This window comes from Butyrivibrio sp. ob235 (assembly GCF_900109475.1).
Taxonomy (GTDB): Bacteria; Bacillota; Clostridia; order Lachnospirales; family Lachnospiraceae; genus Butyrivibrio.
The window spans coordinates 234,893-257,487 of the sequence record NZ_FOBE01000002.1 but is presented as its reverse complement, the minus strand read 5'-3'; the positions used below and the strand labels follow the sequence as shown (position 1 = coordinate 257,487).

Annotated in this window: 21 protein-coding genes; 2 read left to right on the top strand and 19 right to left on the bottom strand. The window is 44.2% G+C overall.

What is annotated here, in order from left to right:
* Window positions 1–144: 144 nt before the first annotated feature.
* The 7 genes from BMW61_RS03605 to BMW61_RS03575 form a co-directional block, all read right to left on the bottom strand.
* The gene (locus BMW61_RS03605; RefSeq protein WP_091819847.1) at window positions 145–324 is read right to left on the bottom strand and encodes a hypothetical protein; all 180 of its coding nucleotides are present in this window, start codon (window positions 322–324) and stop codon (window positions 145–147) included.
* A 597-nt stretch (window positions 325–921) separates the two neighbouring features.
* On the bottom strand, window positions 922–1,968 hold the full coding sequence (locus BMW61_RS03600) for an electron transfer flavoprotein subunit alpha/FixB family protein (protein WP_022762770.1): 1,047 nt from the start codon (window positions 1,966–1,968) through the stop codon (window positions 922–924).
* A 46-nt stretch (window positions 1,969–2,014) separates the two neighbouring features.
* Entirely contained in the window at window positions 2,015–2,806 is a 792-nt protein-coding gene (locus tag BMW61_RS03595; protein ID WP_022762769.1) for an electron transfer flavoprotein subunit beta/FixA family protein, read from the bottom strand.
* 54 nt (window positions 2,807–2,860) lie between these two features.
* A complete protein-coding gene (locus BMW61_RS03590; protein ID WP_022762768.1) occupies window positions 2,861–4,021 on the bottom strand; it encodes an acyl-CoA dehydrogenase in 1,161 nt (386 codons plus the stop codon).
* Window positions 4,022–4,136: 115 nt separating this feature from the next.
* A complete protein-coding gene (locus BMW61_RS03585) occupies window positions 4,137–5,012 on the bottom strand; it encodes a 3-hydroxyacyl-CoA dehydrogenase family protein (RefSeq protein WP_022762767.1) in 876 nt (291 codons plus the stop codon).
* Window positions 5,013–5,031: 19 nt separating this feature from the next.
* Window positions 5,032–5,826, bottom strand: coding sequence for an enoyl-CoA hydratase-related protein (locus BMW61_RS03580; RefSeq protein WP_022762766.1), 795 nt, complete (start codon window positions 5,824–5,826; stop codon window positions 5,032–5,034).
* A 128-nt stretch (window positions 5,827–5,954) separates the two neighbouring features.
* Window positions 5,955–7,133: an acetyl-CoA C-acetyltransferase gene (locus BMW61_RS03575; protein ID WP_022762765.1), complete on the bottom strand. Its 1,179-nt coding sequence runs from the start codon at window positions 7,131–7,133 to the stop codon at window positions 5,955–5,957.
* Window positions 7,134–7,635: 502 nt separating this feature from the next.
* Between BMW61_RS03575 and hpf the strand changes: the two genes are divergently transcribed.
* Window positions 7,636–8,166: a ribosome hibernation-promoting factor, HPF/YfiA family gene (gene hpf / locus BMW61_RS03570; protein WP_022762764.1), complete on the top strand. Its 531-nt coding sequence runs from the start codon at window positions 7,636–7,638 to the stop codon at window positions 8,164–8,166.
* A 43-nt stretch (window positions 8,167–8,209) separates the two neighbouring features.
* On the opposite strand, the gene BMW61_RS03565 is transcribed toward hpf, so the two are convergent.
* The 3 genes from BMW61_RS03565 to trxB form a co-directional block, all read right to left on the bottom strand.
* Window positions 8,210–10,255, bottom strand: coding sequence for an alpha-glucuronidase family glycosyl hydrolase (locus tag BMW61_RS03565; RefSeq protein WP_091819846.1), 2,046 nt, complete (start codon window positions 10,253–10,255; stop codon window positions 8,210–8,212).
* 250 nt (window positions 10,256–10,505) lie between these two features.
* Window positions 10,506–11,825: a C40 family peptidase gene (locus BMW61_RS03560; protein WP_242876604.1), complete on the bottom strand. Its 1,320-nt coding sequence runs from the start codon at window positions 11,823–11,825 to the stop codon at window positions 10,506–10,508.
* Window positions 11,826–12,137: 312 nt separating this feature from the next.
* Window positions 12,138–13,073 (bottom strand): thioredoxin-disulfide reductase, encoded by a 936-nt coding sequence (gene trxB / locus BMW61_RS03555; RefSeq protein ID WP_022762761.1) that lies wholly within the window; start codon window positions 13,071–13,073, stop codon window positions 12,138–12,140.
* Window positions 13,074–13,208: 135 nt separating this feature from the next.
* On the opposite strand from trxB, the gene ymfI reads away from it, so the two are divergent.
* Window positions 13,209–13,955: an elongation factor P 5-aminopentanone reductase gene (gene ymfI / locus BMW61_RS03550; RefSeq protein ID WP_091819844.1), complete on the top strand. Its 747-nt coding sequence runs from the start codon at window positions 13,209–13,211 to the stop codon at window positions 13,953–13,955.
* A gap of 1 nt (window position 13,956) precedes the next feature.
* Here the strand turns inward: ymfI and lgt are convergent, their stop codons facing one another.
* The 9 genes from lgt to BMW61_RS03505 all read right to left on the bottom strand — a co-directional run bounded on the left by lgt (window position 13,957) and on the right by BMW61_RS03505 (window position 22,566).
* Window positions 13,957–14,709, bottom strand: coding sequence for a prolipoprotein diacylglyceryl transferase (gene lgt, locus BMW61_RS03545; protein WP_022762759.1), 753 nt, complete (start codon window positions 14,707–14,709; stop codon window positions 13,957–13,959).
* A gap of 32 nt (window positions 14,710–14,741) precedes the next feature.
* A complete protein-coding gene (locus tag BMW61_RS03540; protein ID WP_022762758.1) occupies window positions 14,742–15,104 on the bottom strand; it encodes a response regulator in 363 nt (120 codons plus the stop codon).
* Window positions 15,105–15,126: 22 nt separating this feature from the next.
* The gene (locus tag BMW61_RS03535) at window positions 15,127–16,014 is read right to left on the bottom strand and encodes a chemotaxis protein CheX (RefSeq protein WP_091819843.1); all 888 of its coding nucleotides are present in this window, start codon (window positions 16,012–16,014) and stop codon (window positions 15,127–15,129) included.
* Between the two features lie 82 nt (window positions 16,015–16,096).
* Window positions 16,097–17,389 (bottom strand): SseB family protein, encoded by a 1,293-nt coding sequence (locus BMW61_RS03530; RefSeq protein ID WP_091819841.1) that lies wholly within the window; start codon window positions 17,387–17,389, stop codon window positions 16,097–16,099.
* The gene (locus BMW61_RS03525) at window positions 17,389–18,675 is read right to left on the bottom strand and encodes a M18 family aminopeptidase (RefSeq protein ID WP_091819840.1); all 1,287 of its coding nucleotides are present in this window, start codon (window positions 18,673–18,675) and stop codon (window positions 17,389–17,391) included. Before BMW61_RS03525 ends, BMW61_RS03530 begins: the two co-directional genes overlap by 1 nt.
* Window positions 18,676–18,689: 14 nt before the next feature.
* Window positions 18,690–19,517 (bottom strand): putative ABC transporter permease, encoded by an 828-nt coding sequence (locus tag BMW61_RS03520; protein ID WP_022762754.1) that lies wholly within the window; start codon window positions 19,515–19,517, stop codon window positions 18,690–18,692.
* Between the two features lie 11 nt (window positions 19,518–19,528).
* Window positions 19,529–20,164, bottom strand: coding sequence for an endonuclease III domain-containing protein (locus BMW61_RS03515; protein ID WP_026671380.1), 636 nt, complete (start codon window positions 20,162–20,164; stop codon window positions 19,529–19,531).
* Window positions 20,165–20,230: 66 nt separating this feature from the next.
* On the bottom strand, window positions 20,231–20,692 hold the full coding sequence (locus tag BMW61_RS03510) for a hypothetical protein (protein WP_091819839.1): 462 nt from the start codon (window positions 20,690–20,692) through the stop codon (window positions 20,231–20,233).
* Window positions 20,689–22,566 carry a hypothetical protein gene (locus BMW61_RS03505; RefSeq protein WP_091819837.1) on the bottom strand — a complete coding sequence of 626 codons (1,878 nt, stop codon included), beginning with the start codon at window positions 22,564–22,566 and terminating at the stop codon, window positions 20,689–20,691. The genes BMW61_RS03510 and BMW61_RS03505 overlap by 4 nt, the downstream gene beginning before the upstream one ends.
* Between the last annotated feature and the right edge of the window lie 29 nt (window positions 22,567–22,595).

Genomic DNA, 22,595 nt, shown 5'->3' with positions numbered 1-22,595 from the left:
GTGGCTTTTGTTTTTCCTAAAATTCTTTGTCTTACATAGGTTCAGAAAACATCATTCTTACTTAAATTCTATTCTATCATATAGCTTTTTTCAGATTATAAAGGGGAAATTTATAATATATAAAAATTCGATAACATTTACCCTTTATTTAGCTGTTTGACTCATCTTCATCCATTTATACCACTTCCCATCTGTGATTTTTGCATTTTCACACGCTTCACAGATGGACTTTTGTCTGTCATCTGTGTTTTTTCCATTTCTTCTTATTTCACAGATTCTTTTTAAAACCATTGTCTGTGTTTTTACCCTTATTTTCCAAAACACAGATTACCTCATATAAAGACATCTGTGTTTTGCTATGTCCTTTCTATTCCACAGATTCATGTGATAATTGCTTCTGTGTTTTTATACTTTTCTTTTATTTCACAGAGATCATCGACATCTGGTATCTGTGTTGTATACATATCAGTGTGTTGTATACATATCACTCTGTTCCGCATAAAGTTTGAAGAAGAATCCTACTATCTCAACCTATATATCTTTCATTTTGTTTACATCTTGGTAGTAAAAACCTCTCAATAAACCAAGATATCTCTTATTTCCCATCTTTCTTGGTAATAAATCTCAACTACAATACCCTGATATCTCCCATTTTACTTCCATCTTGGTAACACAAACTTTCCCTTAAGCCAATATATCTCTTATTTCATATATATTTTGGTATTATATTTTTACAACCATACCCAGATTTCTGCCATTTAGTTTCTATCCTGGTAATTACCGCCACCACGCCAAAAGACATCCCAATATACCCACACATAAATCCAGACAAAATGATAAAGGGCTGTGGATAATCCACAGCCCTCTTAAAGTCATATAATATGAAAGTTCTGCCCTCGGGCTAAAGCCCTCGCCAAGTGATTACTTTTCAGCGAGTGCAGCCTCAAGCTTCTTTGTAAGTGCAGGAACGATCTTGTTAAGGTCGCCTACTACACCGTAATCTGCTACATCGAAGATAGGAGCGTTCTCATCCTTGTTGATAGCGATGATGAGATCTGACTCTTCCATACCTGCAACGTGCTGGATAGCTCCGCTGATACCGATTGCGAAGTAAACCTTAGGACGAACAGTCTTACCTGTCTGACCTACCTGAAGATCCTTCGGCTTCCAGCCTGAATCTACAACTGCACGTGAGCAAGATACTGTTCCGTGAAGAACCTTTGCAAGGTCCTCAAGGATCTTGAAGTTCTCAGGGCTTCCAACTCCACGTCCGCCAGATACAAGGATCTTAGCTTCCTGGATATCCTCAACCTCTGAAACTGCCTTAACGATCTCAAGGATCTTTGTATAGCATGCATTCTCTGTAAATCCGGGATTGTACTCAACAACCTCAGCCTTAGCGCCCTTTACAGGAGCAATCTTCTGCATAACGCCAGGACGTACTGTAGCCATCTGAGGACGGAAGTCAGGGCAAGCGATAGTAGCGATTGTGTTACCACCGAATGCTGGACGAGTCATAAGGAGCTGCTTATGCTTCTGCTCCTGACCCTCTACAGGGTTAAGCGGGAAATCACCGATATCAAGCTGTGTACAGTCAGCTGTAAGACCTGTGTGAACACGTGAAGATACGCGAGGACCAAGGTCACGTCCGATTGCTGTAGCACCAACAAGAAGGATCTCCGGCTTGTACTCGTTGATTACAGATGCAAGCGCGTGTGTGTAAGGCTCTGTACGATAATCCTTAAGTTCAGGATCGTCAACAACGATTACACGGTCAGCGCCGTACTCTGCAAGAGTATCTACAAGATTGCCTACCTTGTCACCAAGAAGGACTGCTGTTACTTTTTTCTCATCAAGATCATTAGCAAGATCTTTTGCTTTGCCCAGAAGCTCTAATGCAATGCCTGAAAGCTCATTGTCTACCTGCTGAGCAAATATAAATACACCCTTATATTCTTCTAAAGACATGTTTTGTTCTCCTTTTTATAACTAATTTGCTGCTATTACGCAGGTATTATATAACGTGCTTCTCTTCGAGTTTTCCGAACAGATAATCAACTGCTTCATCAGCTGAATCAGCAACGATCTTCTCGCCGGCACCCTTCTTAACCTTATCGGAAGCCTTAGCGATCTGAGTAGGTGATCCCTTAAGACCGAGGTTAGAATCCTCAACATCCTTAAGATCTGCTCTTCCCCAAACAGTTACTTCCTTCTCGAAAGCATCGAAGATTCCGCCGGGAGTCATGTATCTGGGCTCGCCAAGCTCTGCAAGAGCTGTAATAAGGCAAGGCATCTTAGCCTCTACCATGTGATAACGATCCTCGAACTGACGCTTAACAACAACAGTCTTTGCCTTCTCGTCAACCTTGATCTCCTCAGCGTAAGAGATTACAGGAAGTCCAAGGTGCTCAGAAATCTGAGGTCCAACCTGAGCTGTATCTCCATCGATAGCCTGACGGCCTGTGATTACGAGATCATACTCAAGGTTTCTGAGTGCGCCTGCGATTGTTGAAGATGTTGCCCATGTGTCAGCGCCACCAAGTACGCGGTCTGTAACAAGAACTGCCTTGTCAGCACCCATTGCCATAGCCTCACGAAGAACTGCCTCAGCCTTGGGAAGACCCATGGTTACAACAGTAACTTCTGCGCCATATTCATCCTTAAGACGAAGAGCTGCCTCAAGACCTGCTTTGTCATCAGGGTTCATGATTGCAAGCATTGCTCCTCTGTCGAGTGTTCCATCGGGTTTAAACTTAACCCCGCCCTTTGTATCGGGCACCTGCTTTATGCAAACTACAACTTTCATTTGTTTTCTCCTTATTAAAAATTGTAAATAGTCCTTTGTGAATGGTTCCGGATATTAGGAAAGTAATGCTCCACTGATAACCATTCTCTGAACCTCAGATGTACCCTCGTAGATCTCTGTGATCTTAGCATCACGCATCATTCTCTCTACTTCGTACTCTCTGATGTAACCATAACCACCGTGAAGCTGAACAGCCTTGGTTGTAACATCCATAGCAACCTCTGCAGCGAAAAGCTTAGCCTTAGCAGCTTCTACAGAGTAACGATCCTTGTTCTTCTTAGCATCTGCTGCTGCGTAAACAAGCATCTTAGCTGCTTCACACTGTGTAGCCATGTTAGCAAGCTGGAACTGTGTATTCTGGAACTGACCGATTGAACGACCAAACTGCTTTCTCTCCTTAACGTACTCAATTGTACGATCAAGAGCGCCCTCAGCAATACCAAGAGCCTGTGCAGCGATACCGATACGTCCACCGTCAAGTGTGTGCATAGCGATCGGGAAGCCCTTTCCTCTAGCGCCAAGAAGGTTCTCAGCAGGAATGTGGCAATCCTGGAAAATGAGCTCGTATGTGGATGATCCACGGATACCCATCTTGTTTTCCTTAGTACCGAATGTAAACCCGGGTGTTCCCTTCTCAACGATAAATGCTGAGAATTTCTTTGTCTTTCTGCCTCTCTTATCCTCAACGATATCTGTGTAAGCGATGATGATATAAACGTCAGCAACCTCACCGTTTGTGATGAAGCACTTAGAACCATCAAGGATCCACTCTTTACCGTCTTCTGAAAGAACAGCCTTGGTCTGAACGCCCTGAGCATCTGTACCAGCCATGGGCTCTGTAAGACCGAAAGCACCGAGCTTCTCACCCTTTGCAAGGGGAACAAGGTACTTCTGCTTCTGCTCTTCTGTACCGTATGTCATGATAGGATCGCAGCAAAGTGATGTGTGTGCGGAAACGATAACTGCTGTTGTACCGCAAACCTTTGCAAGCTCCTCTACGCACATAGCGTATGTAAGAGGATCACATCCCTGTCCGCCATATTCCTTCGGAATCGGGATACCCATGAAACCGTACTTCTGCATCTTCTTAACGGTCTCCATAGGGAATACCTCTGTCTCATCCACATCTATAGCGTGTGGCTTAACTTCTTTTTCTGCAAACTCTTTGAAAAGAGCTCTCGCCATTTCATGTTGCTGATCTAACTGAAAATCCATGAAAATATCCTCCTAAATGAATTGTTGTCTAAGAAAATTCTGCTCTCAGGGCAAAGCCCTTCGCCAGAACAAAGTAGTACACTAGGCGCCAAAGGACGGCGCCAAGTGATTACTTTTACTTTTTATCAGTGGGAACCTTGCCGCCGTCGCTGTAATCGTAGAAACCGATACCAGTCTTAACACCAAGCTTCTTACCACGAACCATCTTACGAAGAAGAGGGCAAGCACGATACTTGGAATCACCTGTCTCCTTGTAGAGAACGTCCATGATTGCAAGAACGATATCAAGTCCGATGTAGTCACCGAGTTCAAGGGGTCCCATAGGATGGTTGCAGCCAAGCTTCATAGCTGTGTCTACGCCCTGGATATCGGAAACGCCTTCTGAATATACGAAGATACCTTCGTTGATCATAGGAACAAGGATACGGTTTACTACGAAACCAGCTGCCTCGTTAACCTGAACGGGAGTCTTGCCAAGATCCTCAGAGATTTTCTTGATCTTCTCAACGTCAGACTCAGGTGTGTTAGCACCCTGGATAACCTCAACCAGCTTCATAACAGGAGCGGGATTGAAGAAGTGCATGCCGATAACGGGCTTCGGAAGTCCTGCACCGATCTCTGTGATTGAAAGAGATGATGTGTTAGATGCAAAAATGCAATCAGGATTCTTTACGATGTTCTCCTCAAGTTCCTTGAAGAGGTTCTTCTTGATATCCATAACCTCAAGAGCTGCCTCAACTACGAGATCAGCGTCTGTGCAGATGTCGTTAAGACCTGTCTGGATCTTGCCGATGATAGCATCAGCCTTAGCCTGATCGATCTTTCCCTTAGATACCATCTTGTCGATGCTCTTCTTAATCTTAGCAAAGCCGCCCTCAGCGAACTCTGTCTTAATGTCACAAAGATAAACCTTATCTACTGTGTCTGCCTGTGCAAATGTCTGAGCAATACCTGCTCCCATTGTACCTGCGCCAATTACTGCTACTTTCATTTATATATCCTCCTAAAAGTTATTTATTCTGGAAATCAACCACTTTAACCTTCTTCGGGTCGTCCTTCTTACGAAGGAAGTTAGCCATACCTTCACGCTGATCTTCTGTCTCGAAGCAATCGCCGAAGATCTTCTCCTCGAGCTCAATTGCCTTATCGATATCAAGCTGAAGTCCATCGTTGATAGCCTTCTTGCATGCACGAACTGCGATAGGAGCCTGTGCTGCAATTGTGTTTGCCATCTTCTCAGCCGCAGGAAGAAGCTCTTCCTGTGTATAAACTGCATTTACAAGACCGATTCTGTATGCCTCGTCAGCCTTGATGTTGCGTGCTGTATAGATAAGCTGCTTAGCCATACCTGCACCGATGAGACGAGCAAGTCTCTGTGTGCCGCCGAATCCGGGAGTGATTCCAAGACCAACCTCGGGCTGACCAAACATAGCGTTGTCTGAGCAGATACGAATATCACAGCTCATTGAAATCTCGCAGCCGCCACCAAGAGCAAAGCCGTTAACTGCTGCGATTGTAGGAATGGGGAATGTCTCCAACTTTCTGAAAACATCATTTCCTTTCTTACCGAATGCTTCACCTTCTGCCTTTGTAAGAGTGCTCATCTCGCCGATGTCAGCACCTGCTACAAATGACTTTTCGCCTGCACCTGTAAGAACGAGAGCTCTTACTGTGTTCACATCAATGCTATCAAGAGCAGCATTAAGGTCATCAAGAACCTGGCTGTTAAGAGCATTGAGTGCTTCAGGACGGTTGATTGTAAGAACAGCGATTTTGTCCTTAACTTCAACATTTACAAATCCCATTTTCTTTGCCTCCTTGTTCGTTTCTATAATTTAGGTATATCAGCAGAACCTTAAGCCTGCCTAAATACCGTAAATTCTTTTTTCGTATAAAAAGGAAACGGAAAAATCCGTTTCCTTTTAGCATTTAATTAGTCTCTCTCAACGATAGTTGCACAACCCATGCCGCCACCGATGCAAAGAGTAGCAAGACCACGCTTCTTGTCAGATCTCTGCATCTCATGAAGAAGAGTAACAAGAATACGGCATCCTGATGCTCCAACAGGGTGTCCGAGTGCAATTGCACCACCGTTAACGTTAAGCTTTGAAAGGTCAAAATTAAGATCCTTTCCAACAGCTACAGACTGAGCTGCGAAAGCCTCGTTTGCCTCATAAATATCGATATCATCAATTGTAAGACCTGTGCGAGCAAGAACCTTCTTTGTAGCTGCTACAGGGCCAACACCCATGATAGAAGGATCAACACCGCCAAGAGCTCCTGCTACCCAAGTAGCCATAGGCTTAACGCCGAGCTCCTTAGCCTTCTCTTCGCTCATAACAACGATAGCTGCTGCGCCGTCGTTGATACCTGAAGCATTACCTGCTGTTGTAACGCCATCCTTGTTGATAGGACGAAGCTTTGCAAGACCTTCCATTGTAGATCCCGGACGAGGGCCTTCATCTGTATCAAATACAACTGTGTCCTTCTTAACCTTAACTTCTACAGGAACGATCTCATCCTTGAACTTGCCTGCCTTCTGAGCTGCCTCAGTCTTCTGCTGGCTGTTAAGTGCGAACTCATCGAGCTCTTCTCTTGTAAGCTTCCACTGCTCTGCTACGTTATCAGCAGTCTGGATCATGTGGTAATCATTGAATGCATCCCAAAGAGCATCATTTACCATGCAATCCTTTAATACGCCGTTATTCATACGATAACCGAAACGAGCCTTGTCAAGTGCGAAAGGAGCCATTGACATGTTCTCCATACCACCTGCAACAACGATATCAGCATCACCTGATAAAATCTTCTCAGCTGCCATGTTTACGCAGTTAAGACCTGAACCGCAAACAACATTGATAGTAACAGCCGGTACCTCAACAGGAAGACCTGCCTTGATTGAAGCCTGGCGAGCTACGTTCTGGCCAAGACCAGCCTGGATAACACATCCCATAAGTACCTCGTCAACCTGCTCCGGTTTAACTCCTGCTCTGTTAAGAGCTTCCTTAATAACAATTGAACCAAGATCTGCAGCCGGTGTGTTTGAAAGGGCGCCGCCCATTTTACCGATTGCAGTTCTGCAAGCACCTGCTAATACTACCTTCTGTGCCATAGATGATACCTCCGTTTCGGGACTATTTTGTCCGCATTTAATTGTATTTTTTGTTGCTTGTTATTTTTTTGTCACAACGAATATATTATAGCATGCATGCGATTTTCTATGCAAGGAAAAGGACAGACAATACACTCTTTTTTTGTAAATTTTTTGTTAAGATGTTCTATTTGCCCATAAATCGAAAAGTCAATATAAAATATTGGATTAAATTTAAGAAAGTCTTAAAAAGTTATCCACAATTTTTGAAATAGAAATGCCTATTTTTCGACTTATACACGAAGTTATCCACACCATCCACATTAATCCACATTAAAAATCAGGTTTACACAATTTTGAAGCGAACATATTTTTTGTGCGACATCCACAAAAATTAAAGATTTGTAAACTATCTTTTATTAAATTGCACATTCGATTGTAAGAATGCTATAATTTGTTTATAAATTTAGGATTTTGTCTGACAGAATTCTAACCCATAATACACTGCAAAGGGGATGATCGCATGAAATTCACTATTATTGGAAAAAACATCGATGTAACACCCGGACTGAGATCCGCCGTGGAGGAAAAAATCGGAAAGCTTGAAAAGTACTTCACCCCGGAGACCAACATCAATGTAACATTAACCGCTGACAAGGATCGCCATAAGATCGAAGTTACCATTCCCGTTAAGGGTAAGATCATCAGATCCGAGCAAGTCAGTAACGACATGTACGTTTCAATAGATCTTGTGGAGGAGATCATAGAACGTCAGCTCAAAAAATACAGAAGCAAACTAGTTAACAAGCATCAGACTGAGATCAGTAATTTCAAGAAGGAATACATTGAAAATGATGATTTCGATGATGAGGAAATCAGAATCGAGCGTGTAAAGAAGTTTGATCTTAAGCCCATGTACGTTGAGGACGCAGCTATTCAGATGGAGCTTCTGGGACACAGCTTCTTCGTATTCATAAACGCCGAGACAGACCAGCCAAATGTAGTCTATAAGAGAAAAGGAAATACATATGGCTTAATCGAGCCAGAAGTTTGAGAAAACTTATAAATCCCCCGGCAAAGCTGGGGGATTTTTGATTTTAGTATATTTTTCTTCCCTTTTCATCAGGAATTCCGCATCTGCGGAAGAAGTAACTGTTCACGATGTCGCACCATTCACGTGCATTTCTGACCTGTCTCTCAAATCTCTCGGATACATTATCAAAAACGCGTGCAGGCACTTTACCTTCAAGACTCTGCCACTTTTTCTGCATTGCAAGAGCTTCTTCGTAGCCCTCAAAGTGTGTATCGTAGATATGCTGAATAACCGTTTTTCCTGACTTTAAGACGTGTTTATAGGGTGTCTTATGGAAAAACAGCAAGAGTTCTTCGGGGGTAGTCTCCGGCTTAGAGAAATTCTCCTTGTTGGGAGATCTGTACTGAAGTGCATAGCCAGTGCCCTCAGGTCCACGCTCTACGCCTATTCCCTGCCAGTCTGCACGGTGATAGGTTCCCCATCTGTCATATTCATAACCTTCGACACTGGGACCATAATGGTCATGAGGTGTTACCATCCAGCCGATGCCAAGAGGCGATGTATAATTCTCATAAGTTCTCCAGGAGCCAAGTTCAAGCTCGCAGATAACCTTCTTGTCTTCATCCTTAAGCATAGGATAAGTAAGGGCTGTCCACTCTGCCACAATCTCCTCAGCTGAAAGCTCCGTATTCCATGCAAGGCGTCCGAAGCCGTACAAGTTTGCTGCTGCAAGATCATTTCCTGTCCAGTTCTCATCATTACCCGTATTTGTTACGGCTACCATTCCGCCGCGAAGCGCCTTATCCGCTCTTCCGCTTATTATGCCCGCAACAGTGGAGTCTTTCACATCAGGAAGGTATGTATCAAAAGAGAGTATCTCCTTGAACCAGGGCATAAGATAACACAGATCTATCTGATGGCCGGTGTACTCCTGTGCAATCTGAACCTCCAGCATCTGGCGTGTCTTTGATAACCCGCCGAAAAGTGGAGATACAGGTTCTCTTACCTGGAAATCCATCGGTCCGTTTTTTATCTGCAAAATGACGTTATCAGCAAAGCCTCCATCCAATTGACTAAAGTAGTCATATCCTGCCTTTGCGCGGTCTACAGTCAGATCTCTCCAATCCTGCTGGCAGTTGTAAACAAAGCATCTCCAGATGACCGTAGCACCAAAGGGAGCCAAAGCCTTCGCGAGCATATTCGCACCGTCGGCCTGAGTCCTTCCATAGGTCATGGGACCGGGTCTGCCCTCAGAATCAGCTTTAACAAGGAATCCACCAAGCGTAGGAACCTTCTCATACACTTCCTTAGCCTTCTTGTTCCACCACTCCTGAACCTCGGGCTTTAAAGGATCAGCTGAGCCTATAGGAGTATCTATAGGGCTTGCAAAATTGATACACACATACATCTTTACGCCGTAAGAATTAAAGAGATCCGAAAGCTCCTTAACCTTCGCAATATATCTGTCTCCGATGAGCTCTGTAGCAGCATCCTTAACATTGACGTTATTGATTGCAACGGCATTTATGCCCATTGATGCAAGAAGGCGGGCATAGTCTCTTGTCCTGTCATCTATTATTATTTCATTTTTTTCATAGAAGAATGAATTGCCTGAGTATCCTCTCTCAATGGAGCCATCCATATTATCCCAGTGATCAAGCATTCGGATGGGGTTGGACGGGACCTCTGTAACGCGCCTTCCTTCATCTATCTTCCCAAGTCTAATAAGCTCCAGCAGACGAAAAGCACCAAAGATAAGTCCTTCTCTCGCTGTAGCCTCTATGACGAGTTTATCCTCACTTCTTGATATTCTATAAGAATCTCTTAAAATATCAGAATCTTCTGCACTCTTTTTCTGAAGTTCTGTGCCCTCGTTTTCCACATAACCAAGGAATTCATCTGCGGAAATAATCTTAAGAACAATACCCGCAGACTCTTCTTCTGAAGTTTTTACTGTTTTTCCAAACCAGATATCCGCAGCTCTTTTTATCTCTTCAAAAGCAGCTGCCGCATCAGTCTCAGATGGCAGATACACTCCTTCGAAATATTTATCAAAACCGGCCACCCGGTCTTTATCTTCTTTATAATCAAGCCAGCATTGTGTCCACATAGAAACCACATTCCTTTCCAAACTCAAAAGATATTGCGATACAAAAGGTACTATACTTTCATCGCTCAATATAGTATATAACAATAGCTCGTATATCCTTCAACTCATTTATTGCTTTGTCGGTATCTATTTTTGCGGAGCCGTTACTGCCAAAGCTTTTTCCTTTGTGTCGTGCGCCCCAAAGGAAAGGGAAGGCAAAAAAAATACCGGTGGATGATTCCACCGGTATTTGAAATTCTGTTTTTATGTTTTAGAAGATTCTTCTTACTGAAAGAACCTGTCTGTAGCTTGCGTTTGAAATCTTGATACCTGTCTTAGCTGATGAAGCATGTACGATCTGTCCGCCACCAATGTAGATACCTACGTGACCTGAGTAACATACAATATCACCGGGCTGTGCATTTCCAAGACCATCAACTGCTGCGCCGACACTTCTGTCCGCACCACTTGAGTGAGGAAGGCTAACACCGAAGTTAGCATATACACTCATAACGAAACCTGAGCAGTCTGCACCGTTTGTAAGACTGGTTCCACCATATACATACGGATTACCAACGAACTGCTGTGCATAAGATGCAACTGCAGATCCGATTGAACTTGACTGTGTTGTGTAGCTTGCAGCTGAATTGTAGCTCTTAGAGCTTCCGCCATCATTGGATGAAGAACTCTTAGTATTCTTCTTAGCCTGAGCAAGAGCAGCCTTACGAGCCTCCTCTTCCTTCTTAAGACGAGCTTCCTCTTCTTCCTTGGACTCAGCCTCAACGAACTCTGTAGAAAGCTCTACATAATCCATTGATACATAACCTTCACCTTCCTCGATGCTGACCTTAACCCAGCCATCAAGCTCTTCGGTTACAACAAGTTCGTCCTCGATAGGAACAAGACCAAGCACTTCATCATCAGTGCTGGGGCCACTTCTAACTTTAAGAGTAGTAGTTGTAACTGTAGCGATTCGCTTACCAACTTCCTTAGCAAGTTCAACAGCGTCTTCACCTGTTACACAGTACTCAGCTTTAACATATCCTTCAACACGACCGGACTTAATCTTGTACCAGCCGTCTGCTTCTTCAATAAAAGTACCAACGGAATCATCGTAAAGTTTACCGATGATCTCGCCATCTTCTTCGCTCGGGTTATCACGAACATTAACATAATCATTAACGTTAGCAATTACGAGGGACTTAAAACGCTCCTCTTCCTTCTCCTCAGCTGTCATCTCTTCCTCAGAGTTGTCCTCTGTACCTGTTCCGGGCTCCTCTGCGGGAATTGTGGCACCTGTAGCCTTCTGAATATCATTAAGGATGTTCTCCTGCAAAGTTGATGCAAGAGGAGTAGTTTCTGTTATAGTAACAGCAGATTCCTGAATATCGGGCTCTGCTGCTTCATCCGAATTCTCATCAGCGAGATTAGAGAGAGATACTGAATCTCCTGTAAGCGCATAGCTTATTCCTGCGGAAGGCAGTACATTTGTCACCTTAGATGACGAAGCGCTAGCATTCATACCAGTTCCTCCAACTGTTACGGCTGCAGCGACCCCCATCGCTATAAGCTGCATTCTAGTCTTTCGCAAAACAAACCTCCAAAATTTGTTACAAATTTGTTACATCTTTTAACAATATACTCTGTCTCGTTCGATTTGTCAACCTTTCTTAAACATTTTCGCGTAAAATTGCAAGGCTTAAATAAGCCATTTTTCAAATTGACGAATCTATTAACTCAATTTAAAACGCCCGCAAGCCCAGTATCCATGCGGCTTGCGGGAATTTCAATATATTGTGGATAAATTTTTTCCAGATACAAGAAATTGTAAATTGACCGAATCAGTTTCCTTTTTAGGTAATAAACTAGCGGCTTGGAAAACTTTTCCCAAATAATATTTTCCTTACTTTTTACCCACAAAGAAATCCTGAACCGATGTAACGGCATTTGCACCGTCTGCAACAGCGGTAACAATCTGGCGAAGGCGCTTTTTCCTGGAGTCGCCTGCCACAAAAATACCGGGTGTTGAAGTAGCACCGCTCTCATCGGCAATTATATATCCGCTCTCATCCATATCGCAGAGGCCGCTGAAGCTCTCTGTAAGCGGATGGATACCGATTGCAACAAATAATGCATCGGTGGCAACATCCTGTGTTTCACCTGTCTTAACATTCTTAACGGAAACCGCAGTAACTTTGTTGTCTCCCTTAACTTCTTCTATAACGCTGTCCCAAATGACTTCAACATTGGGAAGTGCCAGAAGCTCATCCTGAAGGATCTTGGCAGCCCTAAGCTCATCTCTTCTGTGCACCAGATAAACCTTGCTGCAGCCTCTTGCCAGGAAAATAGCATCCTCAACCGCAACATCTCCGCCGCCATTAACAACAGCTACCTTATTTCTGAAAAATGCGCCATCGCAGGTTGCGCAATAAGATACGCCTCTTCCGGTGAACTCCTCTTCTCCCTTGATACCAAGCTTATTATGAGAAGCTCCTGTTGCAAGAATAACAGACTTTGTTTCATATTCACCGAGATCCGTAACAACTTTGAAAACAGGTGCCTGGGTATCGGTGCCTTCTTTTTCCATTAGTATAGAAGAAACACATCCTTCAGCGAACTCAACTCCGAGCTTATCGGCATGCTCGCGGAACTTCATTCCCATATCAAAACCGTTGATTCCGGGAAGTCCCAGGTAATTATCTACTTCATATGTAATTAAAATCTGTCCGCCCGATACGGGATCTTTTTCAATAACGAGAGTATCAAGTCCTGCTCTCTTTGCATAAACTGCTGCTGAAAGGCCTGCCGGGCCCGAACCTATGATAATAAGATCTTTCATGTTAAAAGCCTCCTATAAATATTTTGCAATTACATTGTGTACAATCTTTTGTTTATCCAAATAATAATACCATCTCCTAAATTTGTAAATACCTTTTTGTGTTATTATATAAAAAAATGGTTTTAGGAGACTGCCATGCATTCAAATAAAGGTACTGTGCTTATCACAGGTGCTTCAAGAGGAATAGGAAAAGCCATAGCCGAAGCTTTCGCAAAAGAAGGCTATAATCTCTTCCTTTGCTGTAAAAACAATATAGATTCACTTACCGCTTTCGCCGAATCTCTTGCTTCGACATGCGGGATCATCGCGGAAACATTTCGCTGTGATGTCTCGGATGAAAAAAGCGTAAGCTTAATGTTTGAAAAAATGAATACCATGAAGACCGGCTCCCCTCAGATTGTTGTTAACAATGCAGGGATTGCCTGGTATGGTCTTCTGACCGATATGACCTCGGATGAGTGGCACGATATCATAGGTACCAATCTTGATTCTGTCTTTTATATATGTAAAAACGCCGTTCCGCACATGCTGCAGAGCGGCGAAGGTCGCATAATAAATATTTCTTCCGTGTGGGGAAATGTCGGTGCTTCCTGCGAAGTTGCGTATTCAGCCTCTAAGGGAGGCGTCAATTCCTTCACAAAAGCACTTGCCAAGGAGCTTGCTCCCAGCAATATTCCGGTAAATGCAATCTCCTGCGGAGTAATTGATACCGAGATGAATTCCTCCCATCTGTCAGAGGAGGAGCTTATGGATCTTGCCTCGGAGATACCTGCGGACAGGCTCGGAAAACCGGAAGAAGTCGCTGAACTTGCGGTTAACCTTGCTACCGCGCCAAAGTATATGACCGGGCAAGTTATTACTATTGATGGGGGATGGATTTAATTTAAAACCGCATCTCCAGTTTGGGAGCGAGGGCGTACATGCCTGCTCCAATCGCAACGATTACGAAGGAGATAATCTGGGAGGTTGAAAATACTCCAAGACTTCCTCTGTAATCTGCGCGGAAAAATTCGATGATAAATCTTCCGACACCGTAAAGGATAAGGTACATCGATGCCGTTCTTCCCTTTACATCAGTCTTGCCGGAATACCATATAAGGAAAAGACCTATAAGGAAATCGCCTGCGGAGGACATAAGCTGTGTAGGAATCAGCTGTACTCCGTTGGGTGCAAAGTCCGAGTGTGTAAATACTACATGAAAAGGACTTGTGGTCTCTGCGCCATAGCAGCAGCCAGCGCAGAAGCATCCGATTCTTCCAAAGCCCTGTGCAATCGCAACAGCCGGCATTACCACATCAAAGTATCTTAAGAATTCCTCGTGCCTTGTTTTCACATAGATAAGGCTGGTTAGGGTTCCTCCGATTATTCCTCCGTATACGACATAGCCGTTTGCAAAATCCCATAGTATAGAAGGATTCTTGAGGATATTCGGGAATTCCACAATATAAAACAGAAGCCTGCATCCAAGCAGGCCTCCGATAATTGCGCAGTAGAAAATACCATAAATGGTATCCTCAGACAGGCCCTTCTTTTTTCCCCTTTTCAGTACAATCATGAGCGCTGCAAGAAATCCTACAGCTATCATAAGGCCGTACATGTGTAATGTAACAGGACCTATCTTAATGTCATTAAACATAATTCCTCATTTCCGGTATTGATCTAAAGCAATTATTTTTTCATCACTTTATCAATCGCTGCGATCACCTTATCCTCATCAAGAGGTTTGGTGATAAACTCAATCGCGCCATTCTCCAGCGACTCTTTGACCTTTTCATTCTGCCCTGCGGCAGTAATCATAACAACCTTTGCATCCGGGTATGACTTGTGGATCAGCTTCAAGCCCTCAATACCATCCATAACCGGCATGGTAATATCCATCGTAACAATGTCGGGATTGTATTTGCCGTAGTCGTTAAACCCTTCCTGCCCATTCGTAGCTTCAGCAACAACAACATGCCCGTTTCTCTCAAGCATATCCTTTAAAACACGTCTGGATGTTCTGGAATCATCAACTATAAGAATGTTTGCCATAGCCCCTCTCCTCTATAAAACATTACTTAACAGTAACATTACCGCCTAACGCAACAACAAGAAGTCCCTGTGCACCGCAGCAGTAAACCGGCATAACTCTGAACTGGTCTCCCGCAATCTCACCAAACTTTGTTATAAAGTAAGGCGGATCAAGATCAATCTTCTTGCCCTTTTTACTTCTGTCGGTAGCATACAAACCATTTATACAATTGATCAGCTCACACATTGCATCAAGCGCATCTTCCTCGGTCTCAATGAATTCCTCCTTGGTATAGCCCTTCGCCATTTTCTGAAGTTCCTCATTTTTCCCGACAAGCGCCACCGTAGCACTGATATCGCCGGAGAATACCTGGTAAGCAATGCACTCACCCTTAACATTCCCGGCAGTATATGCATTATCTATTGCAAGATGAGCATCCACAAGCCTGTAGATATTCTTTATTCCATATCTGAAAATATCATTATATTCGGCATCATCCGTACCTGTGAAAATCGGTACAATGAAATCAACATCACAATTCTTAAGCGCTGTCATCTGTTCATCCGACATCTGCTTTTCCTGCTGATACTCTTTCAAAATAGCATCAACATCCTCAAGCGTCATATGTCCTTTCTCCACAAGCGCCGACGTGAAGGTAAGAAACTCGTTGCCCTGAAGAGAAAGAAGATATCCAAGCTGCATCTCGGTCAGATAACCTCTCTCCACCGCAAGATCGCCGAAACGTTTATCCATTGTCGCCTGAAGAGCGTTAATCTCCTCAGCCTGAGCAACAGTCATAAGCTTCTCACTTACTGCTATAACCCCGAGCTTTGCTCGCTTTGACTCATGAATCTGGTAAACTGCAGACAACTGCTCTTTGGTAAGTCTGCCCTTCTCAAGCAGATATTTTCCCATGATTCGATCAAACATAACACCCCTCCATGTTCTGTAAAGAATCAAGCAAAATTAAGTTATATACATGATACCACAATTCGTACCTTCAAGGTACATATTAGTCTTGCTCTTCGTCAGTGTTTTTCGAAGCTATTCCCTTTCCGCTCATAGCAGACTGGATAGCTGCCTCTGTCTCGGAAAGCTTTTTCTTTGCGGGCTTACTGCCGCCCTTCTTAGCTTCTGCAGCCTGGCCCACAAGGTGAAGCGCAAGCATTCTCTCTCTCGGGATCATTATCTTCTCGCCGGCGGGATTGATAATAACTCCGGCCTTATCTCCCACAAACTTGAGAATATCTGCAAACCCAAATACAGCTCCTCTGTATTCGGTGTTTCTGAACATCTTTGAAAACTCGATTCCGTCAGTGAAAACCGGAAGGAAGTGCTTTTCATCAGTACTCTTGATCTCAGGGAAACGAATCTTGGTGTCTGCGGTAAACTTGAATCTTCCGTCATCAAGCACCTCGACAGGTCCCTCATGCTGCATGGGAACGATATACTTGGCAGCCTGTGCAGCAGTTGCCATGCGCATCTCCTTGGCCTTAAGTACTTCTTCTCTCTTTTCATACTTAACGGGCCATCTCGCCTCTCCGAGGAAATCAAGGATCGCAAATACAAGCGCAGGGTTCTTGGGTGATTTGTCACCATTTCCGCCCCAGTCATCGGGTGCTGCAACAATCTCGTTTCTCTTAAAGTGTGCTCTGTAATAGCCGTTATCCACGATAAAATTCTCGATTCCGAGATAGTACAGATAATCGAAGAAGGTTCTTCTCTCGCTGGCTGACTCGGCTTCATTGTCTGCCTTGCAGGGACGAACGGCTAGCTGTCTGAACTGCTTTGCAAATACTTTTACAGCTTCCTCAGCGTACTCTTCACTTGAATAGATATTTATGTATCCGTGATCAATGAAGGGATAGCCTGTAGTCTTATCAAAAAGAACATACAGAGTTCTCGCATCGCGGACTCTTCCGAGTATCTCGTTGTAAACTTTCCTGTGATTTGCCTCGTAGCCCGGAAGAGGAGCAACCTTATTGAATTTCTCCTGCACAGTCAGAAGGAATAAAAGCTCCTGAAGAGAGAAAAACTTTATGGTCTCGGGATTTAAATCCTCTTCATATACAAGCTCTCCGATCTCATCCTTTCGCTCATCGGTAAGAGGATCCTCGAAGGAAACCTCTTCCATTCCCTCTGTCTTTACGGGATTGAGCTTTCCGGGAGTAGGCCATCCGAGCTCCTTATGCTTTTCCTTAAGCTCTGAAATCGCCTGCTCTTTTCTCTCAGCTTCCTGCTGCTCTAAGAGTGCCTCTTCCTCTTCTTTATTCTTCTTACCACCTAAAAAATTAAAAATGCCCATTAAAAATCTCCGTTCTCAAAAAATGTCCTTGAAAATCCGATGAGGTAATCCACATCAAGTACGCCTGCCGTCTCATAGGGAGAATGCATAGCTAGCTGCGCCATACCTATATCCACTGTTCTGACCGCAACCTGTGTACCCGAAATATTGCCGAGAGTTGAACCTCCTGCCACATCGGATCTGTTGGTAAAGGTCTGATAAGGAACCTTTGCCTTTTCGCAAACCATCTTGCAGATAGCTCCGGATACTGCATCCGTTGTATACTTCTGATTTGCATTGTACTTAATTACGATGCCCTTGTTCATCTGAGGTCTGTTGACCGGATCCGCTTTCTCCGCATAATTGGGATGAACCGCATGCGCGTTGTCCGCAGATACCATGAAGCTGTTTGCTATAGAAACAAGATAATCCTCTCTTGTCTTTGAAAAGCTGTCATTTATCCTTTCAAGAGTATCCTTAAGGAATGTGGAAGCTGCACCTTGTCTTGTGGTACTTCCAACCTCCTCGTTATCAAATACAACATGCATTATAACATTCTTTTTGTTCTCAGCGCTCATAAATCCTTCAAAAGAACCATAACAGCACTCAAGATCATCAAGTCTTCCGGCTGATACATACTCTTCGGAAGCTCCCCAGACACTGGGCTCTACTCTGTTATAGAGGAAAAGATCGTGCGATACGATATCCTTCTCCTTAACGCCTGCTGCCTTTGCAATTACAGACATGAACTTGTCCTTGCTCTTTTCATCTCCGAAAATCGGAAGCATGTCCTTTTGTGCATTGAATTTGTGACCATCGTTTGCTTCTCTGTCCATGTGGATTGCAAGAGAAGGAAGCATCACAAGATCCCTATCAACATTCACAAGCTTTGATTCCACGCCTATGGAACCTGCTGATTTTCTTACCATAACTCGTCCCGCAACGGAGAGCGGTCTGTCAAACCAGGGCGCACAGAGCATTCCGCCATACTTTTCAACATTGAGAGTGACATAAGCTCCGACTGCATCGATCTCGGGATTCTCCTTGATCTTGAAGGAGGGTGAATCGCTGTGACTTGCGATCATGTAAAAGCCCTTGAAATCGCTCTTTGGAAGTTTGAATGAAATAATGGAAGATTCGCTTCTTGTCACAAAATATTTTCCGCCTTTTTTAAGCTTCCACTTTTCATTCTCGGACAGCTCAGTAAAACCGTCTGCGAGAAGTCTCTCCTTAAGCTCTGCTACCGCATGAAAAGCGGTGGGACTTTTCTTAATAAAATCCGTCAATCCTTTTACTGTTTTTTTCATAACTTACTACCTTCTTATTTTCCTGTTCTTATTCTATCCTGAAGTCCTTTATAGAACTCTGACATTCTTTCTGTATTGAGGCTCTTTCCGCCGCGAAGTACCGGTCTCTTGAACCTGAAATTCTTAATATTGTTAAGCAGATACTTCTGTCTGAAGTCCAACGATTCTGCCGCTGTGGAAATAGCTTCCATCGCTCTTTGCGGAACCGTAGATATTGCTTCCTTGGCCTTGGCAGGAGTTGATGCCGCAGTCATATAGACACCCTCCATCTTATCATCAAACTGAGCCATAGCGCCTTCTACGATATCCAAAAGATGTATCAAACTCGAAACCGTAAGCACAAGGTCCGCCGCGAGATAAGCCATAAGTAAAAGTGCCACAATCTCTGCAACAAATGGATGAATCATAGCCTTTATGTTTTCCGAAAACGGAAGAACAAATCTTGTAACAAGTATTCCTGCTACTCCAAAGCCCAGGGTCGCCGGAACGCATACACGTCCGTTGATGTTGAGCGGAATATCATTGTATTCCCACCAGACTGCGTGGAATCTCTTCTCGAGAAAATATGATGTGCTGTATTCAAGCACGACACTTCCAAGTGCGCAGATCACGAATATTTTCCAGAGAGGGATCATGTTGTAGGGTATTCCTCTGAAAAAGGGAAGATACCCGAATACCACTTCACACGCTACAGCACCTGTACCATAAATCGGACACAAGGGTCCAAAGAGAAACCCCCTGTTTCTCCAGTGTCCTTCCTTGACTGTGCAGTAGATACACTCATATATCCATCCAACGAAGCTGTATATCATAAACTCAATAAATAGCTTACTTATCAGCATAAATCATGCTCCTAAATCTTTTTTCCGTATTTACAGATATCCTTAAGACAACAGGATGTACACTGCGGTCTTCTGGCAATGCAGACTGCCCTTCCGTGCCAAACAAATCTGTGGCAAAGGCTGTTGCCCTCTTCGGGAGGTACGATTTTCCACAGTTCTTTCTCAACCTTGGCAGGATCCTTTATGTCATTCACCAGGCCTATCATGTTCGAAAGCCTTATGCAATGAGTATCCGTGACAATCGCCGGTTTTCCGAAAACATCTCCGAGCACAAGGTTAGCACTCTTTCTGCCTACTCCGGGAAGTGCAAGAAGCTCCTCCATATTGTCCGGCACGTTGTCGTTATACTTCTCGTGAAGAACCTTCATACACGCACTGATATCCCTCGCCTTGGACTTGCCGAGTCCACAGGGACGAACTATCTCTTCTATCTCATCAGGATCCGCAGCTGCAAGAGCCTCCACTGTCGGGAATTTTGCATATAAAAGCGGTGTAGTCTGATCGACTCTGGCATCTGTACACTGCGCAGCAAGCCTTACGCTCACAAGAAGCTGCCAGGCTTCGCTGTAATCAAGGGTGCAGTCCGCATCGGGATATTCTTTTTTCAGTCTCTCTATGACCTCAAGTGCCAACTGTTTTTTATTCATATCAAACCTGCTAAAAGGGTATGCATAAGAAAGTCCGAAAAGCAACAGCCTCCCGGACTTTTTTCATTACTCTTCTGATAAACTACCCTGCTCAAGTGCGCTGTTCATAAGTTTAAGCAGCTCGAGCGTACTTCTGAAATGTACAGTCTTTTTCTTCTCAGACCAAAGTACCTGCCCCTGCCAGGAACTGTTCTGTCTGAATTTCACCTGTACAAGGAATGTTGCCTTCTCACCTCTGTAGGTCTTAAGGCTTCTTATCGGCTCTCTCTTCCTTATAGAATTGGGATTGTGATAATCCCTCGTCTTATCCTTCTGTCCGAAGGTTCTGTAGGAGGTCGTGCGCTGAGGGAAATCCCAGTTATCATAGAGCCTGTCCATCAGCATGATCATCTCATAGCCGCTGTTAAAGGTGAGCGGTTCCTCCTCGTAGGGTGTCCATAGAACTCCGTTTATATCTCTCTCGGATGCCTCATTAACACATACACAGATTAAATTTTTTCCATAAATACGTGATTCTGAATCAGTCATTTTTTAAGTCTCTTGTCCCTTTTTATTTTTAGAGCTGCCATCAGTACAACCGCAGCTGCAAATACTATTATATGCCTTTCCATACCGGTGCTGTCGTCCGTGGCACCTCTTCTTGCTCCAAGAACGTTCTTCTTATTCCCGGTATTTGTGGGATTGGCGATATCGACAGTTACCGAGCCTCTCTTAGCTCCGAGAACATTCGGGTCGTTCACACCCGCATTAGCGGTATCCGCTGGAGCAGCTTCAGCAGGATTTATATTTGCCCCTGCCTGCTCGCCTGATGCACTCTGTCCACTTGCAGGAGCGCTTTGTGCATTACTTGCAGTATTCTGCGCCTCCCCCGAACTACTTGTATCTTCGGAAGAAGTACTGTCGTTATCATCGTCATCGTAATACTTAGGTTCCTCGTTTATAGCCACATCATCGGGCTTTTTAACCTTCAGAACTCCGGGAACCTTTTCTATGTCATAATTCTCGGCAAGTGTGCCGTCATTAAGCTTATAAGTAAAGTAGTTGTAACTCTCGCCTATTTCCTTCTGCTTACCGGTAAACTCATAGGTTGCGCCTTCGCCCTCTGCAAAACCGTCACCCGATACAGTAACCTTGTGCTTCTTTAACGTCTTATTATTGTACTTTTTCTTTGCACTTGCAGAAGTAAGTACCACATACCTTTTCTCTATGGTGAGCTTTCCGGGCTTAAACTCGAATCGGAACTGGCTTGTTACATCACTGCCTTCCGCATCCCTTACAACAGGTGAACCGGTGATATCCACTGAATACTCTCCGGCGTTCTTGCCTGCAGCGGATGCTGCAATTCCTGTCACATTAAAAGTCGAATCACCTATAGTAACAGTAATAACCTGGGACGGATCTCCTGTCCCGTTTACCTGAAAATCGGAACTGCTTCTGCCTTCAAGGACATACCCTGATACGCTCTGCAGACTGCCGTTATACTTCACCGTGCTGCTGCCGGCCTCAACGGTAATTATGTACTTCTGATCTTCAGTCCTCTCTACAACTGAAATATCTCCGAATACTCTGGTGATATTGTAGTTATCAAAATCAGTTCCGTCTTTTGGAGTTATGGTGAACTCATTTATTCCGGTTCCTATTGCAGTCCTGCTGCCTGTAAAGGAGTAATAAGCACCTTCTCCGTCAGCCCATCCGGTCTCCTCAGCAAGAGGTGTTTCGCCGTTTTCCAAAGGCTTCCCGTCATAGGTTTTCAAAAGATTCATGGACCGCAGTGTAACGTCCTTCTTAGTAATAACAGCGGCATTAACCGTAAGTGATGAAGGAGTGACCACTGTGGCCCCGTTCGTAGTAACGGTAATTCCTGTGAGGTCAGTAATTGCAAAGCTATTGTCCTTCACATTTTTAGCTGTAACCGTAACGGTTGCTGCTCCGCCCGCGCCTTCTATGGTGTAGGTATTGCCCTGTTCATCACTCGCCGATCCGGCAAGGCTCACAGTAACGGTATGCTCCGCTCCGTCATAAACAAACGTAGCATCAGCCGTGCCCTGCACCGTAAGAGAAGACACATTCTCACCTGTCTCGGAAAGCGGTGTGGGCTCGGGAACTATAAATAATTCCGCAGCCTCTTCACCGGTGTCTTCGGATGCTCCGTCAGGCTTCTCGGACAGTGTCGCAGGATCAGTATCCTGAACTGTTTCAGGTTCCTGTACTATTTCAGGTATCTGCACTGCCTCAGGTATCTGCGTCATATCAGAATTATCGGATATCTCAAAGGAATCCCCTGATGACACCTCCTGTGCGCATACGGATAAAGAATCCGCCATGTTCACATTTATGGCAGCCGCCATAACGCTGACAGCAACTACCGTGTTACAAATCTTTTTGAAAAAAATCCCCTTCAAAACGTAACCCTCTGCATAAAGAAAAAAAC